Origin of the sequence: Maribacter aquimarinus (assembly GCF_047345505.1) — a bacterium.
Taxonomy (GTDB): domain Bacteria; phylum Bacteroidota; class Bacteroidia; order Flavobacteriales; family Flavobacteriaceae; genus Maribacter.
Window position 1 is genome coordinate 104,755 of the sequence record NZ_JBLFEO010000003.1, and the last position, 26,638, is coordinate 131,392.

At 50.8% G+C, this 26,638-nt stretch carries 19 protein-coding genes; 7 read left to right on the forward strand and 12 right to left on the reverse strand.

The features are described from left to right. From ACKWCC_RS03210 to ACKWCC_RS03245, 8 genes are all read right to left on the reverse strand, one after another. A complete protein-coding gene (locus ACKWCC_RS03210) occupies positions 1-1,086 on the reverse strand; it encodes a DegT/DnrJ/EryC1/StrS family aminotransferase (protein WP_413994459.1) in 1,086 nt (361 codons plus the stop codon). A gap of 366 nt (positions 1,087-1,452) precedes the next feature. Continuing rightward, positions 1,453-2,592 carry an N-acetyl-alpha-D-glucosaminyl L-malate synthase BshA gene (gene bshA, locus ACKWCC_RS03215; RefSeq protein WP_413994460.1) on the reverse strand — a complete coding sequence of 380 codons (1,140 nt, stop codon included), beginning with the start codon at positions 2,590-2,592 and terminating at the stop codon, positions 1,453-1,455. Between the two features lie 17 nt (positions 2,593-2,609). Beyond that, entirely contained in the window at positions 2,610-5,519 is a 2,910-nt protein-coding gene (locus tag ACKWCC_RS03220; RefSeq protein ID WP_413994461.1) for a glycoside hydrolase family 3 N-terminal domain-containing protein, read from the reverse strand. A gap of 97 nt (positions 5,520-5,616) precedes the next feature. Next, on the reverse strand, positions 5,617-6,099 hold the full coding sequence (locus ACKWCC_RS03225; protein WP_413994462.1) for an ABC transporter ATPase: 483 nt from the start codon (positions 6,097-6,099) through the stop codon (positions 5,617-5,619). Between the two features lie 22 nt (positions 6,100-6,121). Continuing rightward, a complete protein-coding gene (locus tag ACKWCC_RS03230; protein ID WP_413994463.1) occupies positions 6,122-6,913 on the reverse strand; it encodes a (Fe-S)-binding protein in 792 nt (263 codons plus the stop codon). A gap of 9 nt (positions 6,914-6,922) precedes the next feature. Beyond that, entirely contained in the window at positions 6,923-8,248 is a 1,326-nt protein-coding gene (locus ACKWCC_RS03235; protein WP_413994572.1) for a 4Fe-4S dicluster domain-containing protein, read from the reverse strand. A 2-nt stretch (positions 8,249-8,250) separates the two neighbouring features. Then, complete coding sequence (locus tag ACKWCC_RS03240; RefSeq protein WP_413994464.1) at positions 8,251-9,216, reverse strand: MlaD family protein; 966 nt, start codon at positions 9,214-9,216, stop codon at positions 8,251-8,253. Between the two features lie 68 nt (positions 9,217-9,284). Then, positions 9,285-10,556, reverse strand: coding sequence for an N-acetylmuramoyl-L-alanine amidase (locus tag ACKWCC_RS03245; RefSeq protein ID WP_413994465.1), 1,272 nt, complete (start codon positions 10,554-10,556; stop codon positions 9,285-9,287). Between the two features lie 143 nt (positions 10,557-10,699). Between ACKWCC_RS03245 and ACKWCC_RS03250 the strand changes: the two genes are divergently transcribed. Together ACKWCC_RS03250 and ACKWCC_RS03255 are read left to right on the forward strand one after the other, a co-directional pair. Then, entirely contained in the window at positions 10,700-13,429 is a 2,730-nt protein-coding gene (locus ACKWCC_RS03250) for a putative LPS assembly protein LptD (protein WP_413994466.1), read from the forward strand. Between the two features lie 34 nt (positions 13,430-13,463). Then, the gene (locus ACKWCC_RS03255) at positions 13,464-13,838 is read left to right on the forward strand and encodes a RidA family protein (RefSeq protein ID WP_413994573.1); all 375 of its coding nucleotides are present in this window, start codon (positions 13,464-13,466) and stop codon (positions 13,836-13,838) included. A 5-nt stretch (positions 13,839-13,843) separates the two neighbouring features. Here the strand turns inward: ACKWCC_RS03255 and ACKWCC_RS03260 are convergent, their stop codons facing one another. The 4 genes from ACKWCC_RS03260 to ACKWCC_RS03275 all read right to left on the reverse strand — a co-directional run bounded on the left by ACKWCC_RS03260 (position 13,844) and on the right by ACKWCC_RS03275 (position 21,436). Beyond that, positions 13,844-14,695: an N-acetylglucosamine kinase gene (locus tag ACKWCC_RS03260; protein ID WP_413994467.1), complete on the reverse strand. Its 852-nt coding sequence runs from the start codon at positions 14,693-14,695 to the stop codon at positions 13,844-13,846. 84 nt (positions 14,696-14,779) lie between these two features. Beyond that, positions 14,780-15,781, reverse strand: coding sequence for a type I glyceraldehyde-3-phosphate dehydrogenase (gap, locus tag ACKWCC_RS03265; RefSeq protein ID WP_413994468.1), 1,002 nt, complete (start codon positions 15,779-15,781; stop codon positions 14,780-14,782). A 24-nt stretch (positions 15,782-15,805) separates the two neighbouring features. Then, entirely contained in the window at positions 15,806-16,792 is a 987-nt protein-coding gene (gene pfkA / locus ACKWCC_RS03270) for a 6-phosphofructokinase (protein ID WP_413994469.1), read from the reverse strand. 234 nt (positions 16,793-17,026) lie between these two features. Then, on the reverse strand, positions 17,027-21,436 hold the full coding sequence (locus ACKWCC_RS03275; RefSeq protein WP_413994470.1) for a translocation/assembly module TamB domain-containing protein: 4,410 nt from the start codon (positions 21,434-21,436) through the stop codon (positions 17,027-17,029). Positions 21,437-21,544: 108 nt separating this feature from the next. Here ACKWCC_RS03275 and tsaD point away from each other — a divergent pair, with 108 nt between their 5' ends. The 5 genes from tsaD (at position 21,545) to ACKWCC_RS03300 (ending at position 26,353) form a co-directional block, all read left to right on the forward strand. Then, entirely contained in the window at positions 21,545-22,570 is a 1,026-nt protein-coding gene (tsaD, locus tag ACKWCC_RS03280) for a tRNA (adenosine(37)-N6)-threonylcarbamoyltransferase complex transferase subunit TsaD (RefSeq protein ID WP_413994471.1), read from the forward strand. Between the two features lie 11 nt (positions 22,571-22,581). Further along, positions 22,582-23,289, forward strand: coding sequence for a 16S rRNA (uracil(1498)-N(3))-methyltransferase (locus tag ACKWCC_RS03285; RefSeq protein WP_413994472.1), 708 nt, complete (start codon positions 22,582-22,584; stop codon positions 23,287-23,289). Positions 23,290-23,443: 154 nt separating this feature from the next. Beyond that, positions 23,444-24,061: a DUF4159 domain-containing protein gene (locus ACKWCC_RS03290; RefSeq protein ID WP_413994574.1), complete on the forward strand. Its 618-nt coding sequence runs from the start codon at positions 23,444-23,446 to the stop codon at positions 24,059-24,061. Between the two features lie 3 nt (positions 24,062-24,064). Then, positions 24,065-25,165, forward strand: a complete 1,101-nt coding sequence (locus tag ACKWCC_RS03295; RefSeq protein ID WP_413994473.1) for an AI-2E family transporter — start codon at positions 24,065-24,067, stop codon at positions 25,163-25,165. A gap of 6 nt (positions 25,166-25,171) precedes the next feature. Continuing rightward, entirely contained in the window at positions 25,172-26,353 is a 1,182-nt protein-coding gene (locus ACKWCC_RS03300) for a THUMP-like domain-containing protein (protein WP_413994474.1), read from the forward strand. Positions 26,354-26,638: the final 285 nt, after the last annotated feature.

The following is a 26,638-nucleotide window of genomic DNA, read 5'->3' on the forward strand; positions in this document are numbered from 1 at the left end:
TCAGTACGTCTTTTTTATTATGGCAACAACGCGATCAAGGTCGGCCTGGGTTAAATTGGAACCACTGGGCAGGCACAATCCGCGATAAAAAAGCTCTTCGGAAGTGCCGTTGGTGTACTTGGGACAATCCTTGAACACGGGTTGCATGTGCATGGGCTTCCACAAAGGCCGGGATTCGATCATTTCTTCCTGCATGGCCAAACGGAGTTTTTCGCGGACCTCAAAAGAGGGGGTCAATATGCAGGACAGCCAGCGGTTGCTGGTCACATTTGGCGGCTCCAAGAGAAACTCGATCCCATCTAAACCGCCCAGTGCATTTAGGTAGTGCTCATGGTTGGCCCTTCTTGAGGCCACACGCTGGTCCAACACTTCCATTTGCCCGCGCCCTATGCCCGCCAGCACATTGCTCATCCTATAATTGTAACCTATCTTGGAATGCTGGTAGTGCGGTGCTTCATCCCTGGCCTGGGTAGAAAGGTGTATGGCCTTGGCCACATGTTCGTGGTTTTTGGCCACCAAGGCACCTCCACCAGAAGTGGTGATGATCTTGTTTCCGTTAAATGAAAGTATGGAAATTTCGGCAAGACTGCCACAGTTTTGTCCCTTGTACGTGCTGCCGAGCGCTTCGGCACTATCTTCGAGCACGGGAATATCGTATTTTTGGGCCACTGCGTTAACACCATCCACGTCGTAGGGCATTCCATAGAGGTGAACGGCAATAATGGCCTTTGGTTTTCTGTGATTCTGGATCCGGTCCACAATGGCCTCCTCCAACATTTTGGGGCAGATGTTCCAAGTATTTGCCTCGCTGTCCACAAACACCGGCGTTGCGCCCAAGTAAGCTATGGGATTGGCAGAGCCGGAAAAGGTAAAACTTTGGCAAATGACCTCGTCTCCCGGGGAAACCCCCAAAATCTCAAGGCCCAGGTGTATGGCAGCGGTGCCGGAACTCAGGGCGCCCACATGCACCCCATTGCCCAAATAATTCGCTATGGCACTTTCAAAACCATTGACATTGGGACCCAAGGGTGCTATCCAATTGGTGTCAAAGGCTTCTTTCACATACGCTTGCTCGGATCCTCCCATATGGGGAGAAGATAACCAAATTTTATCTAAAGTTTTAGTTTCCAATTATTTTAGTGGTTAAGTTGGTTGCAATATCTTGATTAAGGGTCGGGTTGAACTTACAAAAAGATGTTCTTCCCAGTGGCCAAATTTAGGACTTAAAACGCTCCAATGGATATAATTGAACCGATATTTCGCCAAAAACGGACAAAAATCGGATTAACTAAAAAATTCGGGGTTTTATGAAGATAATTTATGCCGAAATAAGGAAAAAACTGCATTCAAAGAACCCTCCATACAAGGCCTTTTGCGCAATGAAGTGGTTGAAAACCAACAAGGTCAGGCCAAACCGAAGCTCTTTTACATCTGGGACCGATTTGTTAAAGCCTATACCGTTTTAAACCTGCCCGCATACGCTTTATGGTAGATCGCCTCATAAAGCGGCAGCACGCGCAGAATATCGAACTTCTTTGCCTCACGGGCCGCATTTTCCTTAAACTGGGACAAAACGGCGTCATTGGATAGGATCTTTATGGCGTTCTTGGCCATGGCGTCCACATCACCAACATCACTAAGGTATCCGGTGGTGCCGTGAATGTTCACTTCTGGAATACCGCCCGTATTGCTGGAAATAACCGCCACCCTGTTGATCATTGCCTCAAGGGCCGCCAAACCAAAACTTTCCGATTCTGACGGTAAGAGAAACAGATCGGAGAAGCATAGGATCTTATCTATTTCATTGCTGTTGCCCAAAAAAAGCACCTTATCCGAGATGTTCAAGGTTTCACACAAGAGCTCGGCTGCCTCCTTTTCGGGCCCCTCACCCACCATGACCAATTTGGCGGGCACTTCTTTTTGTATGCGATAAAAAACCTGCAAGACATCCGGAATCCGTTTAACTTTTCTAAAATTGCTTATGTGGGTAACGATCCGTTCTTCTTCCTTGGCCATGTTGGAACGTTGGCAATCCGTAAAGGAATGGTCATATTTTTCTTTGTCAATAAAATTGGGAATCACCTCGATCTCCTTGGTAATGTTGAATATCTCCTTGGTGCGTTGTTTCAAGTTCTCGGAAACAGAGGTGACCACGTCTGACTGGTTGATGCTGAAGGTTACCGCGGGTCTGTAAAAAGGGTGCTTTCCCACCAGGGTAATGTCCGTACCGTGCAGGGTGGTGATCATGGGCACATAGATGCCTTCCTCCTCCAACATTTTTTTGGCCATATAGCCCGCATAAGCGTGGGGAATGGCGTAGTGCACGTGCAGCAGCTCTATACCGTTCATTTTTATGGTGTCCACCAATTTGCTGGACAAGGCCAGTTCATAGGGCTGGTACTTGAACAAGGGGTATTCGGGAACATGCACCTCATGAAAGTGGATGTTGTTCCCCAACAGCCCCAACCTCACGGGCTGTTTGTAGGTTACGAAATGTACTTCATGGCCACGCTTGGCCAAAGCAATGCCAAGCTCCGTGGCCACTACACCGCTTCCCCCAAAGGTGGGATAACAAACAATGGCTATTTTCATGCGCCCAAAGCTACGCATTAATTTATAATGGAATCGTATATGGCCTTTTGGATTCGGGTTCTAAGGCCCGATTTTACCAGGGTGGTATTGGACGCCGTGGGGTAGGTTCTGTTGGAGAGAAAAACATAGACAATTTCCTCCTCTGGGTCTGCCCAGGTATAGGTGCCCGTGAAACCACTGTGCCCAAAACTCTTGCGGGAGACACAGCCACAAGTTGGCCCACTGTGTTCCAACTGGGGCTTATCAAAGCCCACACCGCGGCGCACGTTCTTGTCACAAAAATAACAGGTGTTGAATTTTTTTACGGTACGGGGGCCAAAAAACCTACGCCCCCCGTAATAGCCGTCCTGTAGGTACATCTGCATGATCTTGGCCACATCATTGGCATTACTGAAAAGGCCGGCATGGCCGCCCACTCCGCCCTGCATCGCCGCTCCCATGTCATGCACGTAGCCCTGAACGGTCTGGTAACGGTAATAATTGTCCTCCTCACTGGGCACAATTTGACTTCTTGGAAACTTTTCCAAGGGATTGTATGTGGTAAAATTGGCGCCAAGGGGCTTGTAAAGAAATTCGCTAATGAGGTGGTCCAATCCACTACCATAGCTGTCCTCCACGTACTTCTTCATGACGTAATAGGGCACATCACTGTAACGATACCTGTTGGATTTTAAATCTTGCCGTCCGATCCTGTTGTAAATGGAATCCCTGTAGGCGTCGGTCAAGTATAGGTTGTCTGCCACTTTTGTGGAAAACCCAGGGGTGGGCTGTGTCCTGTAGAATTCCTTGGAGGGTTTGCGCTCCTTGTCCAGGGTCCGTATGTAAAAGGGAATCCAAGCAGGCAGCCTGCCGTAGTGCGAAAGGGCCTTGAGCACCGTTACGTTCTTGATCTCGGTATTGGAATAATCCGGAACCAATTCCTCAAAGGTATTGGCCAAGTCTATCTTACCCTCCTCCTCCATTTTCATCAGCATGGGCAAGGTGGCCAAAATCTTGGTCAGCGAGGCCAAATCATAGATATGTGAACTGCCTACCCTTTCCTGGGATGTGTATGTGGGCGAGCCAAAATTCTTGTTGTACACCACCTTCCCTTTTCGCGCCACAAGGACCTGGGCGCTGGGAAACATAAGGCTGTCCAGCCCATTGTTCACCAATCGATCCACTTTGGCCAACCGGTTGGAATCCATGCCCACGCGCTCTGGAATACTGTAGCCCAAACGCTTCAGGGACTTTAGTTCCATGCCGGTTCCCAGGGGAAATTGCCCCTTGATGGATATGGGAAGTTTTCCCTGGGCAGGTATGGCACCAAAGAGCAGTTCGGCGGTTTTCTGTTGGGCCAGATCACTGTTTTGATACCCCATGACCACGGCGTCTATGTTCTGGAAAGAAGTGATCTGGGACAGGGCATAAGGCCTTGTAAAAACACAGAGCACCAAGTTGGTGCCGCGATCGTCTGCCAGTCCTTTTAGCCAACCAAGTTCCGTCTGGGTGAACTTATAGGATTTCCACGGACTGTCATTGCTCTTATGATGCCCAACAATGACCAAATTGTAATTGGCCAGATTCTTTTTCAACACCGCCAAATTGGCCCCTCGTACCTCGGTAACACTGGTGTACTTGTTCAGCGTGTTCAAAAAAGTGTCGTGCGGGGCGTTGCCAAATTTCACATAGGCGATCTTCTTGTTCTCCAAATTTTTCAGCCCCAGCAGGTTCAGGTTGTTCTTAACCACGGTAACGGCATGCTCCATGGCCTCCTCATAGATCAAGTCGTCATCCCTTGAATTAAGATCTGCATACAAATTCTCCAGTGCTATGGGCTTGTGATCATGGAGTCCCGCCTTGTACTTTGCCATCAAAATCTTCTTGACGGACCGGGCCAATCTCCGCTCGGATATCTTTCCGGAAGCATATGCCTTTTCAAGACTTCTCTTTGCGGCAATGACATCCTTGGGCATGAGCAGCATATCGTTGCCGGCCATAAAGGCTCTCAAGGCCACTTCCCCGTCCGACCCAAAATCGGTGGCGCCTTTCATGTTCAGGGCGTCGGTGAAAACCAAGCCCTTAAACTGCATTTCTTCCTGGAGCACACTGGATATGATCTGTTCGGAAAGTGAGGAGGGAAGCCCTTTTTGGAGCTCCAGACCGGGCACTTCCAAATGGGCCACCATGACGCTCTCCAACCCGGAACCAATGAGCTGTTTAAAGGGATAGAGTTCCAAACTGTCCAACCTTTTTTTGGAGAACGGGATAATGGGCAGGTCGTGATGGGAGTCCACCGCGGTGTCTCCGTGCCCTGGAAAATGCTTGCCACTGGTTAAAATGCCCTCGGCCTGGAGCCCCTTCATAAAAGCGATGCCCTTTGCGCTCACCAGTTCGCGGCTCTCCCCAAAGGACCTGTTCCCTATGATCGGATTATTGGGATCAGTGTTTATGTCCACCACTGGGGCAAAATTTATGTGGACCCCCAACCTCTTGGCGTGCCGGCCTATTTGCCTCCCCACCTTTTCCACCACGGCATTGTCCTGGATGGCGCCCAGGGTCATGTTCCAGGGAAAGGCATAGGTGGAATCCAGGCGCATGGCCAGGCCCCATTCGGCGTCCATTGCGATCATCAAGGGTGTTTTGGCGAGTTCCTGAAAGGCATTGGTAAGTTTGGCCTGTCTTACCGGGCCGCCCTTGGAAAAGATGATGCCGCCCAAATGCTCCTCCCGGATCAGCTTTTTTATGTACTGTACACCGGTGGTTTCACTGTTGGAGTTTGCCATCACCATGAACAACTGGCCCAACTTTTCATCCAAGGTCATTGAACCGTATTTTGAATGTACCCATTGTGCTTGCGCCAAACTGTCCGGGGCAACAAGGGGGTCTTGGGCAGTTGTGCTAGGTGGAAAGACAAAAAATAAGACAAAAACAAGGATGTAGCGCATATTTTTTCTTGTGTATGGGGATAACTTAGGAAGTGGAAAAATATTGCATTTCGACGACAAAACATAGAAAAACCAATGCTTTTGAAGCGATTGGGGGCTACAGGAAACGGGCGTGCCAGCTTTCGGAGGCCGGCACCTCCCAGTGCTCTTGGTACTCTCCCTTGGTGGCCACCAAATTGTTGAAGACCACGGTTTTTGCAGAAATGGCCTTTTGCCTGGCCATCTTTTTGAAGTCTATCAAGGGCTTGTAGGCAATGTACTCCCCTTGCTTGTAGGATACGTTCATTTTGTCCAAAAGCAGAACGTCGTATTTTTTTTCCAAGGCCTGGATAAAATGTACCGAGGCATCTATGGAACACCCGGTGGCCGCTTGTCCGCTTTGGTCCAGGCCAATGACCAAGAAACGTTTGTACCTAATTTCAAATCCCGCTTTTAGATCTGCACCGTGGGCCGTCCAATGGGACAAGAAATCCTTGAGGGCCACATCTATCTCGCTCAATTCAGTTTCGGTCAAAGTCCTGTTGCACTGGTATATCCACACTCTGGCCTCGCTGGGCAAACTATTGAATGTCACTAACACGGTTCTCGTTTTTTCTTACTCGTTAAAGATCTTCGGCCTGGGCTATGAGTTCTGCCACGTCCATTACGGCAATGCTGCCCTCTTTCTCCTTGTTTTTCACCCCATCGGTCATCATGGTGTTGCAAAAGGGACAGCCAGCGGCAATGATCTCGGGCTGGGTCTCCAAGGCCTGTTCGGTTCTTTCTGTGTTCACTTCCTTGTTTCCTTGCTCTGCCTCCTTGAACATCTGTGCCCCGCCGGCACCACAACATAGCCCGCGCTGCTTGCAGCTCTTCATCTCCACCAACTCGGCATCCAGCTTTCTAATGAGGTCACGGGGGGCCTCATAGACGCCGTTGGCCCTTCCCAAGTAGCAGGGGTCGTGAAAGGTGATGCGCTTGCCCTTAAAACTGCCGCCCTCCATGGCAATGCGCCCCTCGGTTAGCAATTGTTTTAAAAATTGGGTATGGTGCACCACTTCATAGGTGCCCCCCAGACCGGGATATTCGTTCTTCAAGGTATTGAAGCAGTGGGGACAGGCGGTTACCACCTTCTTTACCCCATAGGCATTCATTACCTCTATATTGGTCACGGCCTGCATCTGAAACAAAAACTCGTTGCCCGCCCTTTTTGCGGGATCGCCGCTACAGCTCTCTTCGGTTCCCAAAACGGCGAAGGACACTTGGGCCTTGTTCAGGATTTTCACAAAAGCCTTGGTGATCTTTTTGGCCCGATCGTCGAAACTGCCGGCGCAGCCCACCCAAAAAAGCACTTCGGGAGATTGGCCCGCGGCAAACATCTCTGCCATGGTGGGTACGTTCATTTGTTCTGCCATAGGTAAGGGTTATGATTCTTTGGCCCAGTTGAGGCGGTCCATTTGGTTAAAGGGCCATGGTGCCCCGTTGTTTTCCACATTGCCCATCATGTTGTTGAGCTCAGAGGGCGCCGCACTCTGCTCCATTACCAAATACTGGCGCATGTCCATGATGATGGCCAAGGGGTCTATGCTCACCGGACAGGCTTCCACACAGGCGTTGCAGGTAGTGCAGGCCCAGAGTTCCTCCCGGGTAATGTAGTCGTCCAAAAGCTGCTTGCCGTCTTCTTGGAACACACCGTTGTTGGCATCCATGTTCCGGCCCACTTCCTCCAGTCGGTCACGGGTGTCCATCATGATCTTTCTGGGCGATAGCTTCTTGCCGGTCTGGTTGGCCGGGCACTCACTTGTGCAACGCCCACATTCGGTACAGGTATATGCGTTCAAGAGCTGTACCCAGTTCAGGTCCTGCACATCCGATGCGCCAAACTTCCCTGGTTCCGTTGCATCTTCGGCGGGTGCGGCAAAAGGGTCGACATCGGGGTCCATCATCAACTTCACCTCATTGGTAACGGCTTCCAGGTTCCTGAACTGCCCTTGAGGCTCCAGTTTGCCGTAGTAGGTGTTGGGAAAGGCCAATAGGATGTGCAGGTGCTTTGAATAATACAGGTAGTTCAAAAAAAACAGGATCCCGGCAATGTGGAGCCACCAGGCGGAACGCTCCAGGACAATGAGAGCCTGCTGGGACATCCCGTCTAACAATGGGGCAATGTGGCTGCTCACGGGAAACGCGCCGGCCTGCACGTAGTGCTCCGCGCCCATTTGCTGCAACTGCTGGTCTGCCGCGTTCATGGTCAAGAACAGCCCCATTAAAATAAGTTCAATGTACAGGATCAGGTTTCCGTCCTTTTTGGGCCACCCTTGCATTTCGGGCTTAAAAAAGCGTTTCAATTTTATGACATTTCTCCGTACCCAAAAGGCCACCACGGTTACAATGACCAGGAGGGCCAAAACCTCGAAAGAGCCTATGAGCACATCGTACGGGGCACCGAGACCGGCAAAGACCCGATGCGTGCCAAAGACACCATCGATCACAATTTCCAAAACCTCAATGTTAATGATCACAAAACCCACATAGACCACAATGTGCAACAGTCCTGCTATGGGGCGCACCACCATCTTTTGCTGGCCCAAAGCGATCATAACCATATTTTTCCATCGCTGGCCCTTGTTTTGGGAAACATCCACCTGTTTGCCCAAAAGAATGTTTCTCCTTAGTTTTTTTACGTTACGGGCAAAGTATCCTATGGCCACCACGAGCAGGGCCACAAAGAGGATGTTGGGCAGGTATTCCATGATCATTCTTCTAATTTTTGGGCTGGGTCGTCTTCCGGCAGTTCATATTCTTGCTGCTTCTTCCCAAAAACCGAAACATTGACATAACGTTTGGGGTTCAACCTAAAATCTTGCAGCAACAAATCCAGTTCACGGGAGGCGCTGCTCAGGTTGGTGTAGAGCTCTTCATTGTTCATTAGCTTGCCCAGGGTGCCTTCTCCCCGTTCCATTTTGGCCATGAGTTGGTCCACATTGGCAATGGTGCTTTCCAAGCTGGCCAAGGTGCGGCCAAGGCCGGCATTGTTCAGGGAATCGGACAATTTTGCAAAGTTGGCCGTGAGGTGCTCAAAATGGGTCATGGAGCTGTCCAATTTTTGTTCGTTGTTGGCCATTAACCTATTCAACACCAAAGCACTTCCGTTTAGGGTGCCCATAAGTTCGTTCAGCCCCTTGACCGCCTGTTGCAGCTCCAATTTTGTTTCATCGTCCAGTACCCGGTTCACGTTGATCAACACGGAATCGGCATCGGTCATAACGGATTCGAATGTTTTTATGATCGGGGTAAGTTCCTGCTGGGCCAACTCGGTGAGCCCTGGGCGTGTGGAGGTCTTCAGGGTATCTCCGGAAACCGCCTCGGCGCCGTTGTCAAAAATGGGTATGATCTGCAGTCCCTTGCCTCCAATGATACCGGTGTCATATAGTTCTACGGTGCTGTTTCTGGAAAAACTGAAATCACTGTTCACGGAGAAGGTCACCACCAGGTTCCCCTTGCTGTCCAAAAACCGGATGTTGCTCACTTTGCCCACCCCAAATCCGTTTATGGAGACCACCGTGCCCGCTTGCAGCCCGCCAACATCGGGGTACACGGCGTACAATATTTTACTGTCATCAAAGAGAGGGGAGGATTTTAAATAGCTAAAGCCCATGATGAACAATAGGATGCCTCCAACTACAATGATTCCGGTCTTGATTTCCCTAGATAGTTTCAAATGGACTTATTTTGAATGATGAACAAAGTTAGAAATTAAAAACAACACGCCCCTTGCCGCGGATGGGCCTATTTCAAAGCCTCAGGCACTGGGACTCGATTCCCTTCCTTATAAGCAACGATATAGGCGGTGGTATAGCCTTTTAGCGCTGCGCTGGCCTTTAACTTTTCTGCCGCCTTGTAAGACTTGGTCTCACCGTACAGGTAGCGAAACATGTTCTTGTAGGGCTCCTTTGAAATATTTCCCAGTCCGTTGAAGTTGTTGGGCACCAAGGAAAGGTCCCGACTGCTGGCCAAAAGTTGTACCTTAAAGGTATAGTCTTCCGGAACTACGGAGGCCGCTTCCCCGGCAGGGCTTTGCTTTTGTTGCACCACTACCGCCGCTATCTTTCCTTTTTCGTCCTCCACGGGCGTCTCTTTGGCCCCCTTTTCTTCCGGCACGTTGGCCTTGACCTTTTCCACGACCTCCACAACTTCTTCCGTGGGCATCTTGGGCGCTTTGTCCTTTTCGGGCTCCTGCTTGCTGGGCGGGGCATTTTCCGCTACTGGGGTTGCTTCGGTGGGGGCCACACTCTGGTGGTACTTTTTAATGGCATCTGCAATGGCGGTTGCCATTTCTGCCTGTCCCTTGGCAGAATTGAGGTAGGCACCCTCTTGCTTATTGGTCAAGAAGCCACATTCCACCAAAACGCTGGGCATAAAGGTTTGGTGCAACACAATGAAACCGGCTTGTTTCACCTTTCGGTCGTTGCGTTTCAACTTGCCCGAGAAATTGTCCTGTATCATTTTTGCCAGGGCAATGCTCTGGTCCAAGAACTCCTCTTGCATGATGGTAAGGCCAATGACGGATTCTGGGGAATTGATGTCATAATCCGCGTAGCGGGTCTCATAATTGTCTTCCAAATAGATCACGGAGTTCTCCTTTTTGGCAATTTCAAAGTTCTGTTTGTTGGCGTGAAGTCCCAAAACGAAGGTGCCGGCCCCGTGCGCATCCGAGGTGTGGGAGTCACAGTGCACGGAAACGAAGAGATCGGCGTTGGCCTTGTTGGCTATTTCGCCCCGCTTGTACAGATTTACAAAAGTGTCGTCCTTTCTGGTATAAATGACCTTAATGTTGGGGTTCTTTTCCAAGATGGCGCCCGCTTGGAGCACAATGTTCAGGGCAATGTTCTTTTCCAGATAGCCATTGCCCAAATTTCCGGGATCGTGGCCGCCATGACCGGCGTCCAGCACCACAATGAAGGGCTTGTTGCCATCACTTTCCGGAAGGGCTCCAATATGGGCATGCACCAGGGGAAAAAGGCCAAAAAGAAATACCAACAACAGGGCTTTTGTTTTCATAAGCAATATGGGCAAAGGGCCCGTAACCTTGGTTAAATTTATGGTAATTCCCTACAAGGGGAATTAAAAATATATGTAAGTTTGGCATCTGAAACACAGCTGCTCCCAACCTCCAGTCCACTACAAAAATAGGATATATAGCCTTGCAATCAAATAAACGTCACGTACTTTTCGCACTGGCTCTTTTTGCGTGGGTGTTTCAGCTCAGGGCACAGGAGGACAAAGTGGTGCCGCTCACCGTGCCGGTGGAAAGGGACAGCATCATTGCCCCCCTAATGCCCGCCCCCGTGCCAAAGGACAGTGTGCTGCGCGATTCTTTGAGACGGGACTCCCTGGCCCAAAAACCACCCTTGTTGCTGGATCAAATTAAGTACAAGGCCAAGGAATATGTGAAGCTGAGCCAAAAGGAGAACAAGATTTATCTGTACGATGAGGCCGAAATCTACTACCAGGACACGGAACTAAAGGCTGGGGTGATCATCATGGATTACGTTAAAAACGAGGTTTATGCCGGGCGTTTAAAGGATTCCCTGGGAAATTACACCCAACTCCCTTATTTTAAACAGGGCGAAAATGTGGTGATCCCGGATTCCATACGCTTTAATTTTGACTCCCAAAAGGCCATTATCTGGAATTCCAGGACCGAGCAACAGGCCAACGCGGGTTCCTTGGGCAGCGAATCCATGAAGGTGTATGCGGAAATCACCAAAAAGGAGAACGACTCGGTCTATTTTTTGAGCGAGGCCAAACTTACCACGGCCAAGGACACCCTGAACCCTGACTACTATATCCGGGTTAGAAAGGCCAAGTTTGTTCCCAAGAAAAAGGTCATTGCCGGGCTCAGCAACATTTACATTGCAGACGTGCCCACGCCCATTGCCATGCCCTTTGCCTATTTTCCCCTGGCCGTTGGCCGTGCCGCAGGGGTGCTCATGCCCTCCTTTGGCAACGACCCCAATACCGGCTATTTCCTTCAGGACATGGGCTATTACGTTCCATTGGGCGAATATGCCGATCTTACCCTGAGCGGTGACTTCTATACCAACGGCAGCTACGGTTTCCGGGCACAGTCCGTTTATACCAAGCGCTACAGCTATAGGGGCAATTTCAACTTCAGGTACGAGAACCTGGTCACCAGCCAAAAAGGGTTCAGCGATTACAGCCTAAGACAGAGCTACAACATACAACTGTCCCATTCCCAGGACCCCAAGGCAAGTCCCAACTCCCGGTTCTCGGCATCGGTGAACCTGGGCAGTAGCGAGTATTTCAGGAATTCCCTACAACAGCGAAACCTGCCCAATACCCAGAACAACACCCTGTCCTCTTCCATATCGTATTCCAAGACTTTTCCGGCCTATCCCTCGGTGAACATGAGCGTTACCGCCACCCATTCCCAGCTCACCTCCCCCACGGCCACGGAAGAGAACCCGGATAACGTGAACCTTACCCTGCCCACTTTCCAGGCCAGTATGGAGCGTATCTTTCCCTTTGCCAAAAGGGACGGCATAAAAAAGGGAGCCCTGCAGAACATCAATTTTCAGTATGATGTCAATGCCCAGAACCGCCTCACCACCAACGATGAAGATTTCCTTACGGGCCGAATGTTCGATAACGCTCGGGTGGGCGCCCGCCACCGCATCCCCCTGAGCACCAATTTTAAGGTGGCCAAACACTTCAGTGTCACCGTGGGGGGCAACTATGAGGATGTTTGGACCCTTGAAACCTTTCGCAGGCGGTATGATGCCACGCTGGATAGGGTGGTCACGGACACCATCAACGGGTTTGACCGATACAACCAATACAATATGAGTGCCAGCTTGGGCACCACGCTGTACGGAACCTTCGATTTTGGGAAGGACAAGAAAATACAGGCCATAAGGCACGTCATGCGCCCCCAGTTGAGCTATGGCTATGCCCCTTCCTTTGATCAGTTCTACGATGAGTATTTCATAAACGCCGAGGGCGATGTGGACCAGTTCAGCCGTTTTGAGGGCACCTTGAACGGCGCCCCGCGCCTGGGCCAGTCCAACAACCTGAGCTTTGCCCTGAACAACGTCCTGGAGGCCAAGATACGGGACAAGGACAGTACCAAGACAGAACCCAAAAAAGTGCCGCTGCTGAGCAATCTAAATTTCTCCACGGCCTACAACCTGGAAGCCGATTCCGTGAGATTGAGCCCCATAAACATGAACGGCGGCACCAACATCCTGGACAATAAAATGTCCATCAACTTTGCCGCGGGGCTGGACCCCTACGCCATTGACAACAACGGTAGGCGCATTAACACCCTGAACATAAACAACGGCGGCAGCCTACTGAGGCTTACCCGGGCCAATGTAAACGTGTCTTACGCCATTAGCAGCGACATGTTCGGCAAAAAGGACGAAGAAGAGGAAGAGGAAGAGGAAAATCCGTTCGACTATGTGGCACAGAGCGGGGGCAGGACGGACGACCTTTTTGGCAGGGCCGACAGTTTCAATGATAGGCCCATGGCCGGCGGAAGGGAAGAAGAGGAAGAAGGGGAAAACCCCATTTATGGCACCAAGATCCCCTGGAACTTTAGATTGGCCTACGCGGCCTCTTACAACAATGCCAACAGGCAAAGTGAGTTTGGCAACCACTCCTTGATGTTTTCCGGGGACATTGAACTTTCGCCAAAATGGAGCGTGGGCGGAAGCTCAGGGTACGATTTTAAGAACCAAGGCTTTACCCTGACACAGTTACGTTTTGAACGGCAGTTGGGCAGTTTTAGCATGCGCTTCAATTGGACCCCCTTTGGGCAGTTTAAAAGATGGTTCTTCTTTATAGGCATAGACGCCTCCATTCTAAGCGACCTGAAATGGGAAAACAGAAGTCAACAAATAAGGAGATAGACCTTTTTTAACCTAAAGCACGGGAAATGAAAAAATAGTCCGGACCAAAAACGCACCTGCCCCCATTGGGCCCTACAACCAGGCCATTTTGGCCAACAACACACTCTACATTTCAGGGCAGATCCCCATGAACGCCCAGACCGGGGAACTGGTATCGGGTGCCATTGGTGCCCAGACCAAGCAGTGCATGGAAAACCTCAAAGCCATTCTTGAGGCCGCGGGGCTCAGCTTTGAAAACGTGGTAAAAAGCAGTATTTTTTTAAAGGACATGCACCAGTTCAATGAGGTGAACCAAGTGTACGGCACATATTTCAACGCCGATACCGCTCCCGCGAGGGAAACCGTGGAAGTGGCCAACCTGCCCAAATTTGTGCAGGTGGAAATCTCCATGATCGCGGTGGCTCCCTGAGACCTTTACAAGTTGTCCTTGTGGAACTCCACCAAACCGTCTATGGGACGCTGCCTTATGACCCCAACAATGAGGTCGTTCCGTTGCAACACCTCGATCAATTCATCCTTGAGATAATGCGCAATGCTGCCCACAAAATTAATGGGCACCTTGGTGGCCAGCTCAAACTGCATGATATAATTGTTGATGAACTGCTGAAAACCTTTGTCAATGACCCCTTTGGCGTAAGGATGATGTTTGTTCTCTATTAAAAACCGGGCAAAGGTGGCCAAATAGGTGTTGGGGTTGGGCTGTTTGTACAGATTGTCCTTGATCACATCGGCATCCAAATTGTACTGTTTGGCAAACTTAATGCCCAGGTCCTGGGGCATTTTATGAAAGTAATAATCGCGAATGAGCTTACGGCCAAAAAAGTTCCCGGAACCGTCGTCCATGGGAATGTAGCCCAGGGAAGTCACTTTTTGAAAAAGTTGGTGCCCATCATAATAACTGCAGTTGGAGCCCGTGCCCAGGATACAGACGATGCCTTGCTTGCCCATCTTGGTGGTGGCATAGATGGCGGCATAGGTGTCTTCCTTGACCTCTGCCTTGGCATTGGGAAAAAACTCCTTGAAAATCTCCCCCAAAAACCGCTTCATACGGTCGGTACCACAACCGGCACCATAAAAATAAAGATGGCTCACCGCCTCCTTGTTTTTGGAAAGCTCAAAGTTATTGGCCATCCGGTCCTCAATGACATCCCTGGTGAGCACTTCTGGGCTAAGTCCCAAGGTCTGTGTAAAAAATAGCTGCTTGCCGTTCTCGTCCAACGCAATCCAATCGGACTTGGTGGCGCCGCTGTCCACTATTAAAATCATCTGGTATGGTTTAAAAAAACAATCCTGAAAGTAAGGAAAAAAGGCCTTGCTTTCAGGATTCTCTTAGAGTTTATGCCATCGGGCCTAAAGCGTGTTCACGTGCTGGATCAAATCTAACATCTTATTGGAAAAACCAGCTTCATTGTCGTACCAGTTGATCAACTTAAAGAACCGCGGGTTCAGCTCAATTCCTGCGCCGGCATCAAAGACGCTCGTTTGTGGCTCGCCAATGAAGTCCTGGGAGACCACGGCTTCCTCAGTGTATCCCAAAATGCCCTTAAGCTCTCCTTCGCTGGCTGCCTTAAAGGCTTTCTTAATTTCTTCGTAAGAGGTCTCTTTCTCCAAGCGCACGGTAAGGTCCACTACGGAAACGTCCGCGGTGGGCACACGAAAGGCCATTCCGGTCAATTTGCCCTCCAAAGCTGGGATCACCTTGGTCACTGCCTTGGCCGCTCCGGTAGAGGCCGGGATAATGTTCAACATGGCACTGCGCCCGCCCCTCCAATCTTTTTTGGAAGGACCGTCCACCGTCATCTGTGTGGCCGTGGTGGCATGCACCGTGGTCATCAGGGCCTCTTCTATACCAAAGGCATCGTGGAGCACCTTGGCCATTGGGGCCAAACAGTTGGTGGTACAGGATGCGTTGGACACGATGGTATCGGAGGCTTTCACGTCTTTGTGGTTCACTCCCATAACAAACATGGGCGCATCCTTTGAAGGTGCGGAAATGACCACTTTTTTGGCACCTCCGTCTATGTGGTACTGGGCCGTTTCCAAGGTGGTGAAGATTCCGGTGCACTCGGCCACAATGGTTGCCCCAACGGCATCCCAGCCAATGTTCTTTGGATCGCGCTCGGCAGTGATCCTCACGGTTTGGCCATTGACCACCAAGTGGCCATCGTTTACAGATACATCGCCATCAAATTTACCGTGCACGGAGTCATACTTTAACAAATACGCCAAATGCTCCACGTCCAAAAGGTCGTTTATGGCCACCACATCCACATCATCGCGCTTCATGGCAATCCTAAAGACCAATCTGCCTATTCTACCAAATCCGTTAATTCCTATTTTCAAGTTTGCCATCTTACTTCTATTTACTGATTATTATTACGTTGTCATTATTTCAGAGACCCGTATGAGCTCCTTATCTATTTTAGTGTGCCCTTTTATGGCCTTGTTTATGGGTGTCAAGGTAAGTTTGTTGTCCTGGACGCCCACCATAAGGTCACTCTTGCCTTCCAAAAGGGCCTCCACGGCCTTAACGCCCATTCGGCTGGCCAGCACCCTGTCATAACATGACGGGGCCCCTCCGCGCTGCATGTGGCCCAAAACAGATACCCGAACATCATAAATGGGCAAATGTTCCTCTACGTATTCCTTGAGCTCAAAGACGTTCTTCCCGGATTTATCGCCCTCGGCAACGATCACGATACTGGAAGACTTTCCGGACTCCTTGCTTCTTTTAAGGGATTCCAAGAGGCGCTCCAACCCCAAGTTTTCCTCTGGGATCAATATTTCCTCGGCCCCGGCGCCCACACCGGCATTCAGTGCAATATGACCCACATCCCGGCCCATGACCTCTATGAAAAACAGTCGGTTGTGTGAGCTTGCCGTGTCGCGTATCTTGTCTATGGCCTCCACCACCGTGTTCAGGGCGGTATCAAAGCCCAAGGTGAAGGTGGTGCCAAAAATATCATTGTCTATGGTTCCCGGAATGCCCATGAAGGGAAAGTTGTATTCCCGGCCAAAAATCATGGCCCCCGTGAAACTGCCATCCCCGCCGATCACCACAAATGCATCTATGCCCTCTGCCAAGAGGTTGGCGTGGGCCTTGGCACGGCCTTCGGGGGTCCTGAATTCATCACACCGGGCAGATTTCAATATGGTCCCGCCCTTGTTGATGATGTTGTTTACACTGCGCGCGTCCATGGGCTTAAAATCACCATCGATCATCCCTTGATAGCCCTGGTAAATGGCCACGCACTCCTTTCCAAGATAGGCACAGGTGCGCACCACCGAGCGTATGGCGGCGTTCATTCCCGGAGAGTCTCCCCCGGAGGTTAAAACACCTATTTTCTTTATGTTTGCGGACATTGAAAAAATTAAGCCAACGAAAGTAGTAAAACTATCGGCAAAAATGAAATTTGGGACCGTTGCTTTTCATACATTTTTTGGCAGAAAACGATTTCGCTGACCCAAATTTAACATTGCCATTACATTGGCCAAAAAACTCCCCAATGCAAAGCCCTCCCGGGCAGGGGCAGCTGTGCCTTTGGCGCTTTAAAAAACAAAAATTGGAAAACCTTGGATCAAGCGGCCCCGTGCGCTTCAAAACGGGTTGGCGGAGCGTCTTGGGCCCACCAGGCCGTCTTTCCCCACTATGGGCTTGGGCAGTGGTGCCTTTGCCCCCTCCCGTTCTTGACGCTCTTTTTCGATCTGACCAAAAATTTTCCGAAAAAGACCGCGGAAGGTATCAAAGTCCACCTCATAGGACACCCCCGCCCCTTGGGTACTGCCCTGCTGGTCCGGCAGAAAGGCCTGTATCTCACTTTGCCTACTGAAGAACTTGGCGCTCAGGGTGCCCTCATCGTTCAGCAACAGCTGTATCTCAAAATCTCCCGCAACCAAATTTTGGCTGGATGCCCCCACCGGAACCCCGACCCTGCCGTTAAAGAGCACCCGATCGCTGATCTGGGTGGAGACGGTGACCCCAATGCGATCGTCTATGCCGGCGTCTGCATTTCTGTTTAAATTGCCCTGTTCGTAAGAGAGGCCAAAATTGAACTTGTCGTTGCCCCCGCCCAAGAGGGAGTTAAGGATGCCCGAAGCACTCTGCACCAGATTGCCCGTAATGGCCTGCTGGTTTATGCCGTTCTGCTCGTTCACAAAAGTGCCCTGGGCCAGCAAGAAGATGGCGTTTTTCTCGGCCACGGTGGGGTCCTGCAAGCGGTATTCCAGCTCGGACTGCACCACCGAGTTGGTGCCGGGGAAATCTATGCCAAAGGCAATGTCCGGGCTCTGCAGTTCGCCGGTGAGCTTAATGACCACGTCCGTGGGTATCCTGGCGGTAAACCCCTGGCTGTCCAGCAGCGGTGCCGGATTGGCGTTGAGCGAATAGACGGCCTCCATGTCCAGATCTGCCTCCAGCGGCTTCTGGTCCCAATTGATCCGCCCCCCGGGCTTCACCCTGAAACTCTTGTCTATGATGCCCCCGAACTTATAATCGAACTGGCCGGTGACCACCACAAAATCGCCGTACATCTCAAATTTGCCGTTGGTATTGATCTGGATCAAAAGAATGCCCTCCCCAGTGCCCCGCAGGCTGCTCCCGGTCTTGGTGTCGGTCACGATCTCAACTTCGGCCTCGGGCGTTACGTCCAGGTTAAACTCCAGCTCCAGGCCTTGGTATTCCTTTAATTGCCGTTGCTCCTCGATTGCGGTGCCATCGGATTTTTCCACAAAATTGATGAAGGAATAATCTCCCACACTGGCCACATCGCTCAGGGGTATCTTCAGGGAGGTGCCCCGGGCCGTTTCCCCATCCACCACAATGTTCAGGGCGGTGGTGGGCCCAAATATGCGCCCCGTACCGTCCAGGAAACCCGTGCCATAATAGAGGGCGCCCTCTTCAAATTCCTTGTTCAGTATAAGAAAACGGCGATCGTTGGTATCCACGTTCAGGTTAAGCACCCAATCATCAAAGGCGGTATGGTTTATGACGCCATCCAGGGTGGCACTGGATCCCTTGGCCACATCGGTCACGGCCACTTGCTGAAAGTCAAAGGTCTGCCCGGACAGCAGCACCCTGGAGCGGGGGCCAAATCCATAATTGGTGTTGAGGTAGGGTATGGCCATCCCGGCATTGTCCATAGTGAGCAGTCCGCTAAAACTGGGGTTGTCCACCGGACCGGTGATGAGCACGCGCCCGTCCAGCTCTCCCCGAATGCGGTCTATGACCCCCTTGCCCAGCGGACTGAAGGGCTGCATTTGAAAATTGTTGAAATTGGCAATAAGGTCCAGTTGGGGCACCCTGCCACGGTTCCCGATCTTTCCCAAGACCCCAAAGACATCGACACCCCCGTCCGAGAGCTGGGAATTTACCTGAAACTCGGTAAGGTCCCTATTGCCCACAATGCTCAGGGCCAAGTTGCCCATGGTCATGTCGTTCACCCCAAAACCATCAATGTTCAGATTGGAGGATGGCAGGTAAATGCCATCTTTTTGCAGCACGTTCAAAGTACCGTTCACTTCCCCGTCCAACTTTAAATTGGGTATGTCCGGGGTGATCTTGTCCAAGGAAACGATCTTGAACTGCAGCTGCAGGTCCTTGAAGGTGGAGTCTGCCAACTGCCCCTTTAACCGTATTTGCTCGGTCTGTTCGTTGTTCATCACTATTTCCTGGATGCTGATGCTGTCCAGGGTACGGTTTATGATCACCTTGTTCTTGCTGTCCCCGGACTGGTTCAAGATCCATTTGTTGCCCTTGAAACTGATATCGGACTTCTTGAGACCAATGACGGACTTGTTGTCCTGGTTAAAGGTATGGTAGAAATTTAGGTTGTAGGTGTCGTTGAATTCACTGCCGCCCATGAACTCCGACCTAAAGAAGAGGGTGTCCTTCAAGGTGGTGTTGATCAAATTGAAATCCTGCACATTGTAGTACGGTGTCTTTAGGTATCCCACGGCCACATAGGTGTTGAACAGGGGGTTCTTGTTGTCTATCTTCAGCTCTATATCATCGGCCTCGGTACCGTAGGCCACAATGCTGGGCGATTCAAAATTCAGTTTAAAGTCGCCCTCGTCGGCCACGATCTTGCCCTTGATAAAGGTGTTGGGGTCAAAGGTTACCTCGGGAAAAAAGATATCCACGATCTTGTTGTAGATCTTGAAGTTGAAGGTGAGGTTTTGGCCGCTGGAAATGGCAAAGGGCCTAAAGTTGGTGTAGATGCTTCCCAGGGAGTTCTGTAGCAAACGCCCCAGTTCGCCCACCTTAAAATTGCCCTTCATATAGCCCGTGATAATGTCCGGGGAGTCAATGTCTATGGTACGTGACCCGTCTTCCCCAAAAGAGGAGGTAATGGTAAAATCCTCAAAAAAATAGGCATCGTTCACATTTTCGTAACTGGTATCGGTAAAGTTGATGTCTCCCACCAAATTGTCCAAGGTGCTTCCGTCTATGTCCATCAATACCTTGCCCTTGAAAATGGAAATACTGTCATTGATGAAATTCAAGGTCCTTAGATCGGCATAATCCACGGTGGCCACGAAGTTGAAGTTGTTGCGCTCGGTGGAGAGGTCTGCCAGCCCCTTGAAATCAAAGCGCACATTTTGATCGTTGCTCACCAAGGAACCATCGAACAGTTGGTCTTTTAGCACCCCGGAGACCTTGAGGTCTTTGTAGGTGTAGTTGTTGAAATCAATGGCATATACCTGGCCCACCACCTCGGTGTCAAGGCTTTTGGCCACAAAGCCCTTGCCCTCCACGTTGAAATCCAAGGTGGTCTTGCCCAAGCTGTTGCGCTCCACAAAGGAGCCCAGGTCAAAATCGATCAAGGAGACAAACCCCTTGTAGGCGGCCGCGTCTATGTTGTCCAGGTCTGTGAGCACCAGATCGGCGTAACTGCTGCCAATGGCGGTATTGATGTTTACTTCGGTGTCTATGGAAGAGCGGGTGATCAGGGCGTCTCCGCGAATGGTGAACTGCCCCAGCTTGTTAAAGGTAGAGGGTAGGGAATTGCCCACCAGATTGGGCAAAAGTGCGTTGAGCTGGTAGTAGCTGCTGGTCACGTTCTTCATCCGGGCATCGAGCACAAACCCCTGGTTTTTGTTGAACAGGTTCTTAAAGTTGAAATCTCCCCTAATGCCCGTATTGTCATAAATGAGCAGCAGCTCATCCGTGTTCAGGTCATTGAGCACGCCGCTTACCCGGGCGTTGAAGGTGGCCACTTTGCCCTTTCCAAATTCGTTGTACAGCTGGTTCACCTCATCAAAGGAAACGGTGCTCTCGGTAAAGGTGGCGTCAATGTTCACCTTGTTCAGAAAATCCTTGAAATCCTTTCTGTCATAGTTGAAAACCAGGTTGCCCTGAATATCGGAAAGCGGGGTGGCCACGGCAAGCGAATCGAACCGCATCTGCTCCCTGGTGTACTTGAAACGGGTGGCCAAACGCTGCACCTCAAGGTTTCTGCTGCTCCTAAAGGACATATCCCGGATGTTGGCCGCCACTTCGGGGCCCAAAATGTAAAAGTCCTCAGCCGCGATCTCCAAGCCCCTGAACAGCAACACCTGGGGCTTTTCAAGATTCTCATCAACATATTCAAAGGTACTGTTGGCCAAGGTAATGGAGGCCGCGGAGAGCTGAAAGGGCGGGGTATTGGGGTCCCTTTCCTTACGGGCGTCCAGCTTGTTCACAAAGACCTCTATGTTGCTCTCCGTTGCGTTCGCATAACGTTTCAGCTTAAAGTGCAGACTGTCCACCGCCACGTCCCCGAACTGCAATTGCCCCTTTGCCAATTGCCCCACACTGAGAATGGAGGTCTTTAGGGCCTTGGCAAAGAACAGGGTGTCCTTTTGGTAATCTTCAACAAAGATGCCCTCCAATTGGGTATCCCACGAAATGAAGGAAACCTTGAGCCGATCAATGTGTATGTGGGTCCCATAGCGCTGGTTTATGGAATGGGTAACCTCCTTGGCCAACTGGGTCTGTACCACGGGCAGGGAAAATACCAAGGTGCCCATTACGCAGAAGAGCAAGACCACCAAGAGGGCCCTAAACAGTATTTTCCTTATTTTTCTGATAGCACTTTATTGTTTTACCTTTGGGCTTCAATTTTTGTTCCAAACACCTTGCAAAGAGAAACTATTCATATCTTGGCCATAGAATCTTCCTGTGACGACACGGCCGCAGCAGTTTTGGCCAACGATCGGGTCTTGAGCAATGTGGTGGCCAACCAGGCCGTTCACAGGGAATACGGGGGGGTCGTTCCCGAGCTGGCGAGCCGCGCGCACCAACAAAACATTGTCCCCGTGGTCTCCCAGGCCTTGGCCAAGGCAAATATCGACAAAAAACAGTTATCCGCCATAGCATTTACAAGCGGTCCCGGATTAATGGGATCTCTCTTGGTAGGGGCCTCTTTTGCCAAGTCCTTGGCCTTGGGACTGGACATTCCGCTCATTGAGGTAAACCATATGCGGGCGCACATCTTGGCCCACTTCATTTCCAATGGGGGCCACAAGCCGCCCACCTTCCCCTTTTTGGCCCTGACCATAAGCGGCGGGCACACCCAAATAGTGCGCGTGAACGGGCCGCTGGAGATGGAGGTGCTGGGCCAGACCAAGGACGATGCCGTGGGCGAGGCCTTTGACAAAAGTGCAAAACTGTTGGGCCTTCCCTACCCGGGCGGGCCCTTGGTGGACCAATATGCCCAAAAAGGCGATGCCCTGCGGTTTCCCTTTCCCAGACCCAAAATGCCCGGACTGGATTTTAGCTTTAGCGGACTAAAGACGGGCATCCTCTACTTCTTGCAGAAACAACAAAGGGAAAACCCCCATTTTGTGGCGGAAAACCTGGAGGATATCTGCGCTTCCATACAGTACACCATTACCGGTATCTTAATGGACAAACTTAAAAAAGCCGTGAAGCAGACGGGCATTTCAGAGGTGGCCATTGGCGGTGGGGTGTCCGCCAACAGTGGCATTCGAAAAGCCCTGGTCCAAGAGGGCAAGAAAAGGGGGTGGACCGTGCACATCCCCAAATTGGAGTACTGTACGGACAATGCCGCGATGATCGGCATTACCGGGTACTTTAAATACCGTGAAAAATTGTTCTCGGCGGTAGATGTCACCGCCAAGGCTAGATACACCATACGTTAAACTTTTCCATTATGCAGTTATTCTACAGCCCGGAGATTTCAGAGACCAACGATCATTACACCTTTGGCAAAGAGGAGAGCAGGCACATCATCAAGGTGCTGCGCAAAAAAAAGCATGACCCCGTGCACCTTACCAACGGAAAAGGCGACCTGTTCAAGGGTGAGATCGTTAATGAAGACGCCAAACAGTGCAAAATAAAAATAGTGGAGCACAAAAAGCACCATCCGGAACGGCATTATCTGCACCTGGCGGTGGCCCCCACCAAAATGAACGACCGTTACGAATGGTTCGTGGAAAAGGCCACCGAGATAGGCGTGCATGAAATAACACCCCTTATCTGTGAACGTTCTGAGCGGAAAACCGTAAAAATGGAACGCTTGGCACGTGTGGCCCAAGCGGCCATGAAACAGTCCTTGCAGACCTTTCTGCCCAAGATCAACGCCCCGGTGACCTTTGCCGACTTTATGGAACAACCCCTGCAGGGGCTGGCCTTCATTGCCCATTGCGAGGCCACCGAGCGCCATGAACTAAAAAGAAGGGTGGCGGCGGATCGGGACGTGACCTTGATCGTGGGCCCGGAGGGCGATTTTTCCACCGAGGAAATCAAAAAGGCCATCGCTGCCGGATACCACCCCGTTTCCTTGGGAAAGACCAGGCTGCGCACGGAGACGGCGGCCATCGTGGCCTGTGCCACAGTGGCCTTGGTGAACAATACCTAAGGCAGGGAAAGGTCGGTTGGCGCTTTGAGGGCAATGGCGTGATATGGTAAAATGCCCATGGTTCCAACCTGCTTTTTTTTAGGGGATATATGCTTACATTTGATACCACAGTAAAACCATGTTGTACCGCCACCGTTTTTTTTTATTTGGATTGATGTGCTTGCTCCAAACGCTTGCCCTGGGGCAGGAAATTGCAGTGCTCAAATACAGCGGGGGCGGGGATTGGTACGGGAACCCCACGGCCCTGCCCAACCTCATTGCCTTTTGCAACGCCAACCTCAATACCACCATCAAGGACAAGCCCGCCACGGTAGAACCCCATGACCAGCTCCTTTTCCAGTACCCTTTTCTGCACATGACGGGCCACGGCAACGTGGTGTTCTCGGAAGAGGAATTGGTGCAGCTTGGACGTTACCTGCGTTCGGGCGGTTTTTTGCACATAGACGACAACTACGGGATGAAACCTTACATAACCCGTGAAATTGGCCGCCTTTTCCCTGGAAAGGAATTGGAGGAACTGGGAACGGACCATCCCATTTTCCAGGGGCCCTACCCCTTTCCCAAAGGACTCCCCAAAATTCACGAGCACGATGGCCAGAGACCCCAGGCCATGGGCATCTTCCATGACAACAGACTGGTGCTGCTGCTTACCCTGGAATCCGACCTGGGCGACGGTTGGGAAGATCCCAGCGTGCACAATGACCCCGAGGAAATAAGAAGAAAGGCCCTGGAGATGGGGGCAAACATCATATCTTATGTGTTTAAAAATTAAGCGATGAACTCCAACGTCATATCCAAAGGAATCTTAAAGGCCATTGCCGTGCTGGTGGCCGTGGGCGGGGTGCTTTACTTTCTCTATATGATCCGCTCCGTCTTGGTCTATTTGGCCCTGGCGGCCGTCATTGCCTTGATCGGACGGCCCATTGTGCTTTTTCTGAGGAGAAGGGCGCGGTTTCCCAACGTGCTGGCCGTGGTCTCCACCATGACCCTTATGGTGGGGCTTTTGGTGGGCCTGGTGGCCCTGTTCATTCCGTTGCTCACGGAGCAGGGCAAGAACCTTTCCCTGCTCAACATAGACGGCCTACAGCGCAACCTTAACAGCCTCTACCTTGAAATAACCCAATATTTTGGCATGACCGACAATACCGTACAGGCCGTCTTAAAGGACACGGAGCTGGAAAAGGATATCCTATCTGGCCTGGACCTGGGCTTTATCCCCGATTTTCTGAACAGCCTGCTCACCATCCTCAGCACGGCCAGCATTGGACTTTTCTCCGTTTTGTTCATTTCCTTCTTCTTTCTCAAGGACAGCAAATTGTTTCAGAACGGACTCCTCACCTTTGTACCCAATGACAAGGAGCACGGCACCATCAATTCCCTGGAAAAGATCAAGAACCTCCTGTCCCGCTATTTTGTGGGGCTATTGTTGCAGATTTTCATCCTCTTTGTCATCTACACCATTGTCTTGTTGATCGTGGGCATTGAAAATGCCATAGTGATCGCCTTTTTATGTGCGCTTTTCAACATCATTCCCTACATAGGCCCCATCATTGGCGGGGTGCTCATGATCTTGCTCACCATGACCACCAACTTGGGAATGGACTTTAGCACCGTGATCCTCCCCAAGACAGGTTATGTGCTCATTGGCTTGGTGGTGGGCCAGTTGGTGGACAATTTTTTCTCACAGCCGTTCATCTTTTCCAACAGTGTAAAATCGCACCCCTTGGAAATTTTTCTTGTCATCATCATCGCGGGGCTGCTCTTTGGGGTGGTGGGCATGATCGTTGCCGTACCGGGATACACGGCCATAAAGGTGATTTTAAAGGAATTTCTATCGGACAACAAGATCGTGCGCTCCCTTACCCAAAACCTCTGACCCACCGTGAACGCGCTATTGTTACAGCCCAAGGTACAGGCCTACATCCAGGCCCACTTGGCCCATGACCCCCTGTCGCTCGTCTTTAAAAAGTCGGCCTTTGCCGGAATATCCCAAGCGGAGATCGTGGAGCAACTGGCCTCCAAACAGCGCATAGAAAAAAAACTGCCCACTTGGTTTGCCCACGATCAGGTATATTACCCCAATAAGCTCCATCTTTCCCAAAGCTCTTCGGAAATCACGGCACAGTACAAAGCCTCCCTGGTGCAGGGCGATTGCCTGGCAGACCTCACCGGTGGTTTTGGGGTTGATGCCCTGGCCTTCTCAAAGGTGGTGAAACGGGTGGTGCACTTGGAGCGGGACCAAAACTTGGCGGCGGTGGCCAAGCACAATTTCCGGGTGCTGGGCGCAAAAAATGTGGAGAGCTTCACGGGGGACGGAATGGAATGGCTAAAAACCCAAGAAGGGAAGTTAGACTGGCTCTATGTGGACCCTTCCCGTCGCGACTCCCGGAAAAAAAAAGTTTTTTTGTTGACGGACTGCACCCCCAACGTCGTCGCCGCGCAGGAAATGCTCTTGGGCAAGGCAGAAAAGGTCTTGATAAAAACGGGCCCTTTACTGGATCTTAGCGCGGGCCTGGACCAGCTGCGACATGTAAGGGAAATCCACATTGTGGCCGTCCGCAACGAGGTAAAGGAGGTGCTATGGTGGTTGCAGCGGGGAGCAGCTGAAACGCCGTTGGTAAAAACCATCAATGTTACCACAGCGGGGGCACAGCGTTTCAACTTTTTTTTAAAGGACGAGGCCCTGGCGGCACCAAAATTGGGCCCCGTGGGCCACTATCTCTATGAGCCCAATGCCGCCATCCTCAAGTCGGGCGCTTTCAATATCCTTTCCAAAGCCCTTGACCTTGTAAAGTTGCACCCCCATTCGCATCTGTACACATCGAAACACCTTCTTGATTTTCCCGGCCGTGTCTTTAAGGTAAACCAAGTGCTCCCCTATTCCAAAAAAACCATTAAAGCGCTTGGTTTAAAAAAAGCCAATATCACGGTACGAAACTTTCCGCTATCCGTGGCGGCATTGCGAGAAAAAACGGGCTTAAAGGAGGGCGGGGAGGATTATCTATTCTTTACCACCAATATGCACAATAAATTACTCATTGTGATAGGCTTGAAGAGCGGCTAGCATCTTGGGGGATGTTGGTAAAACCTCGACCACATAAAGACGAACCCCAAGCATCTACTACAAAGAAATAGTAAGGCCGTAAGATGTTTCAAAAAAGGCAGGTTTTTAACATCCATTAAGATTGTTTTAGGATACTCACGTTAAAGTTTCGAACAACAAGAAAAAGGCGCCTTTTTCATAATAAATTATATAAGTTGAATAATTACAATGACTTAAGACGAACATTCTCAATTTAAAATATGGATTTTTAACAATACCTAAAACACCATCAACTTTTAAATTTGG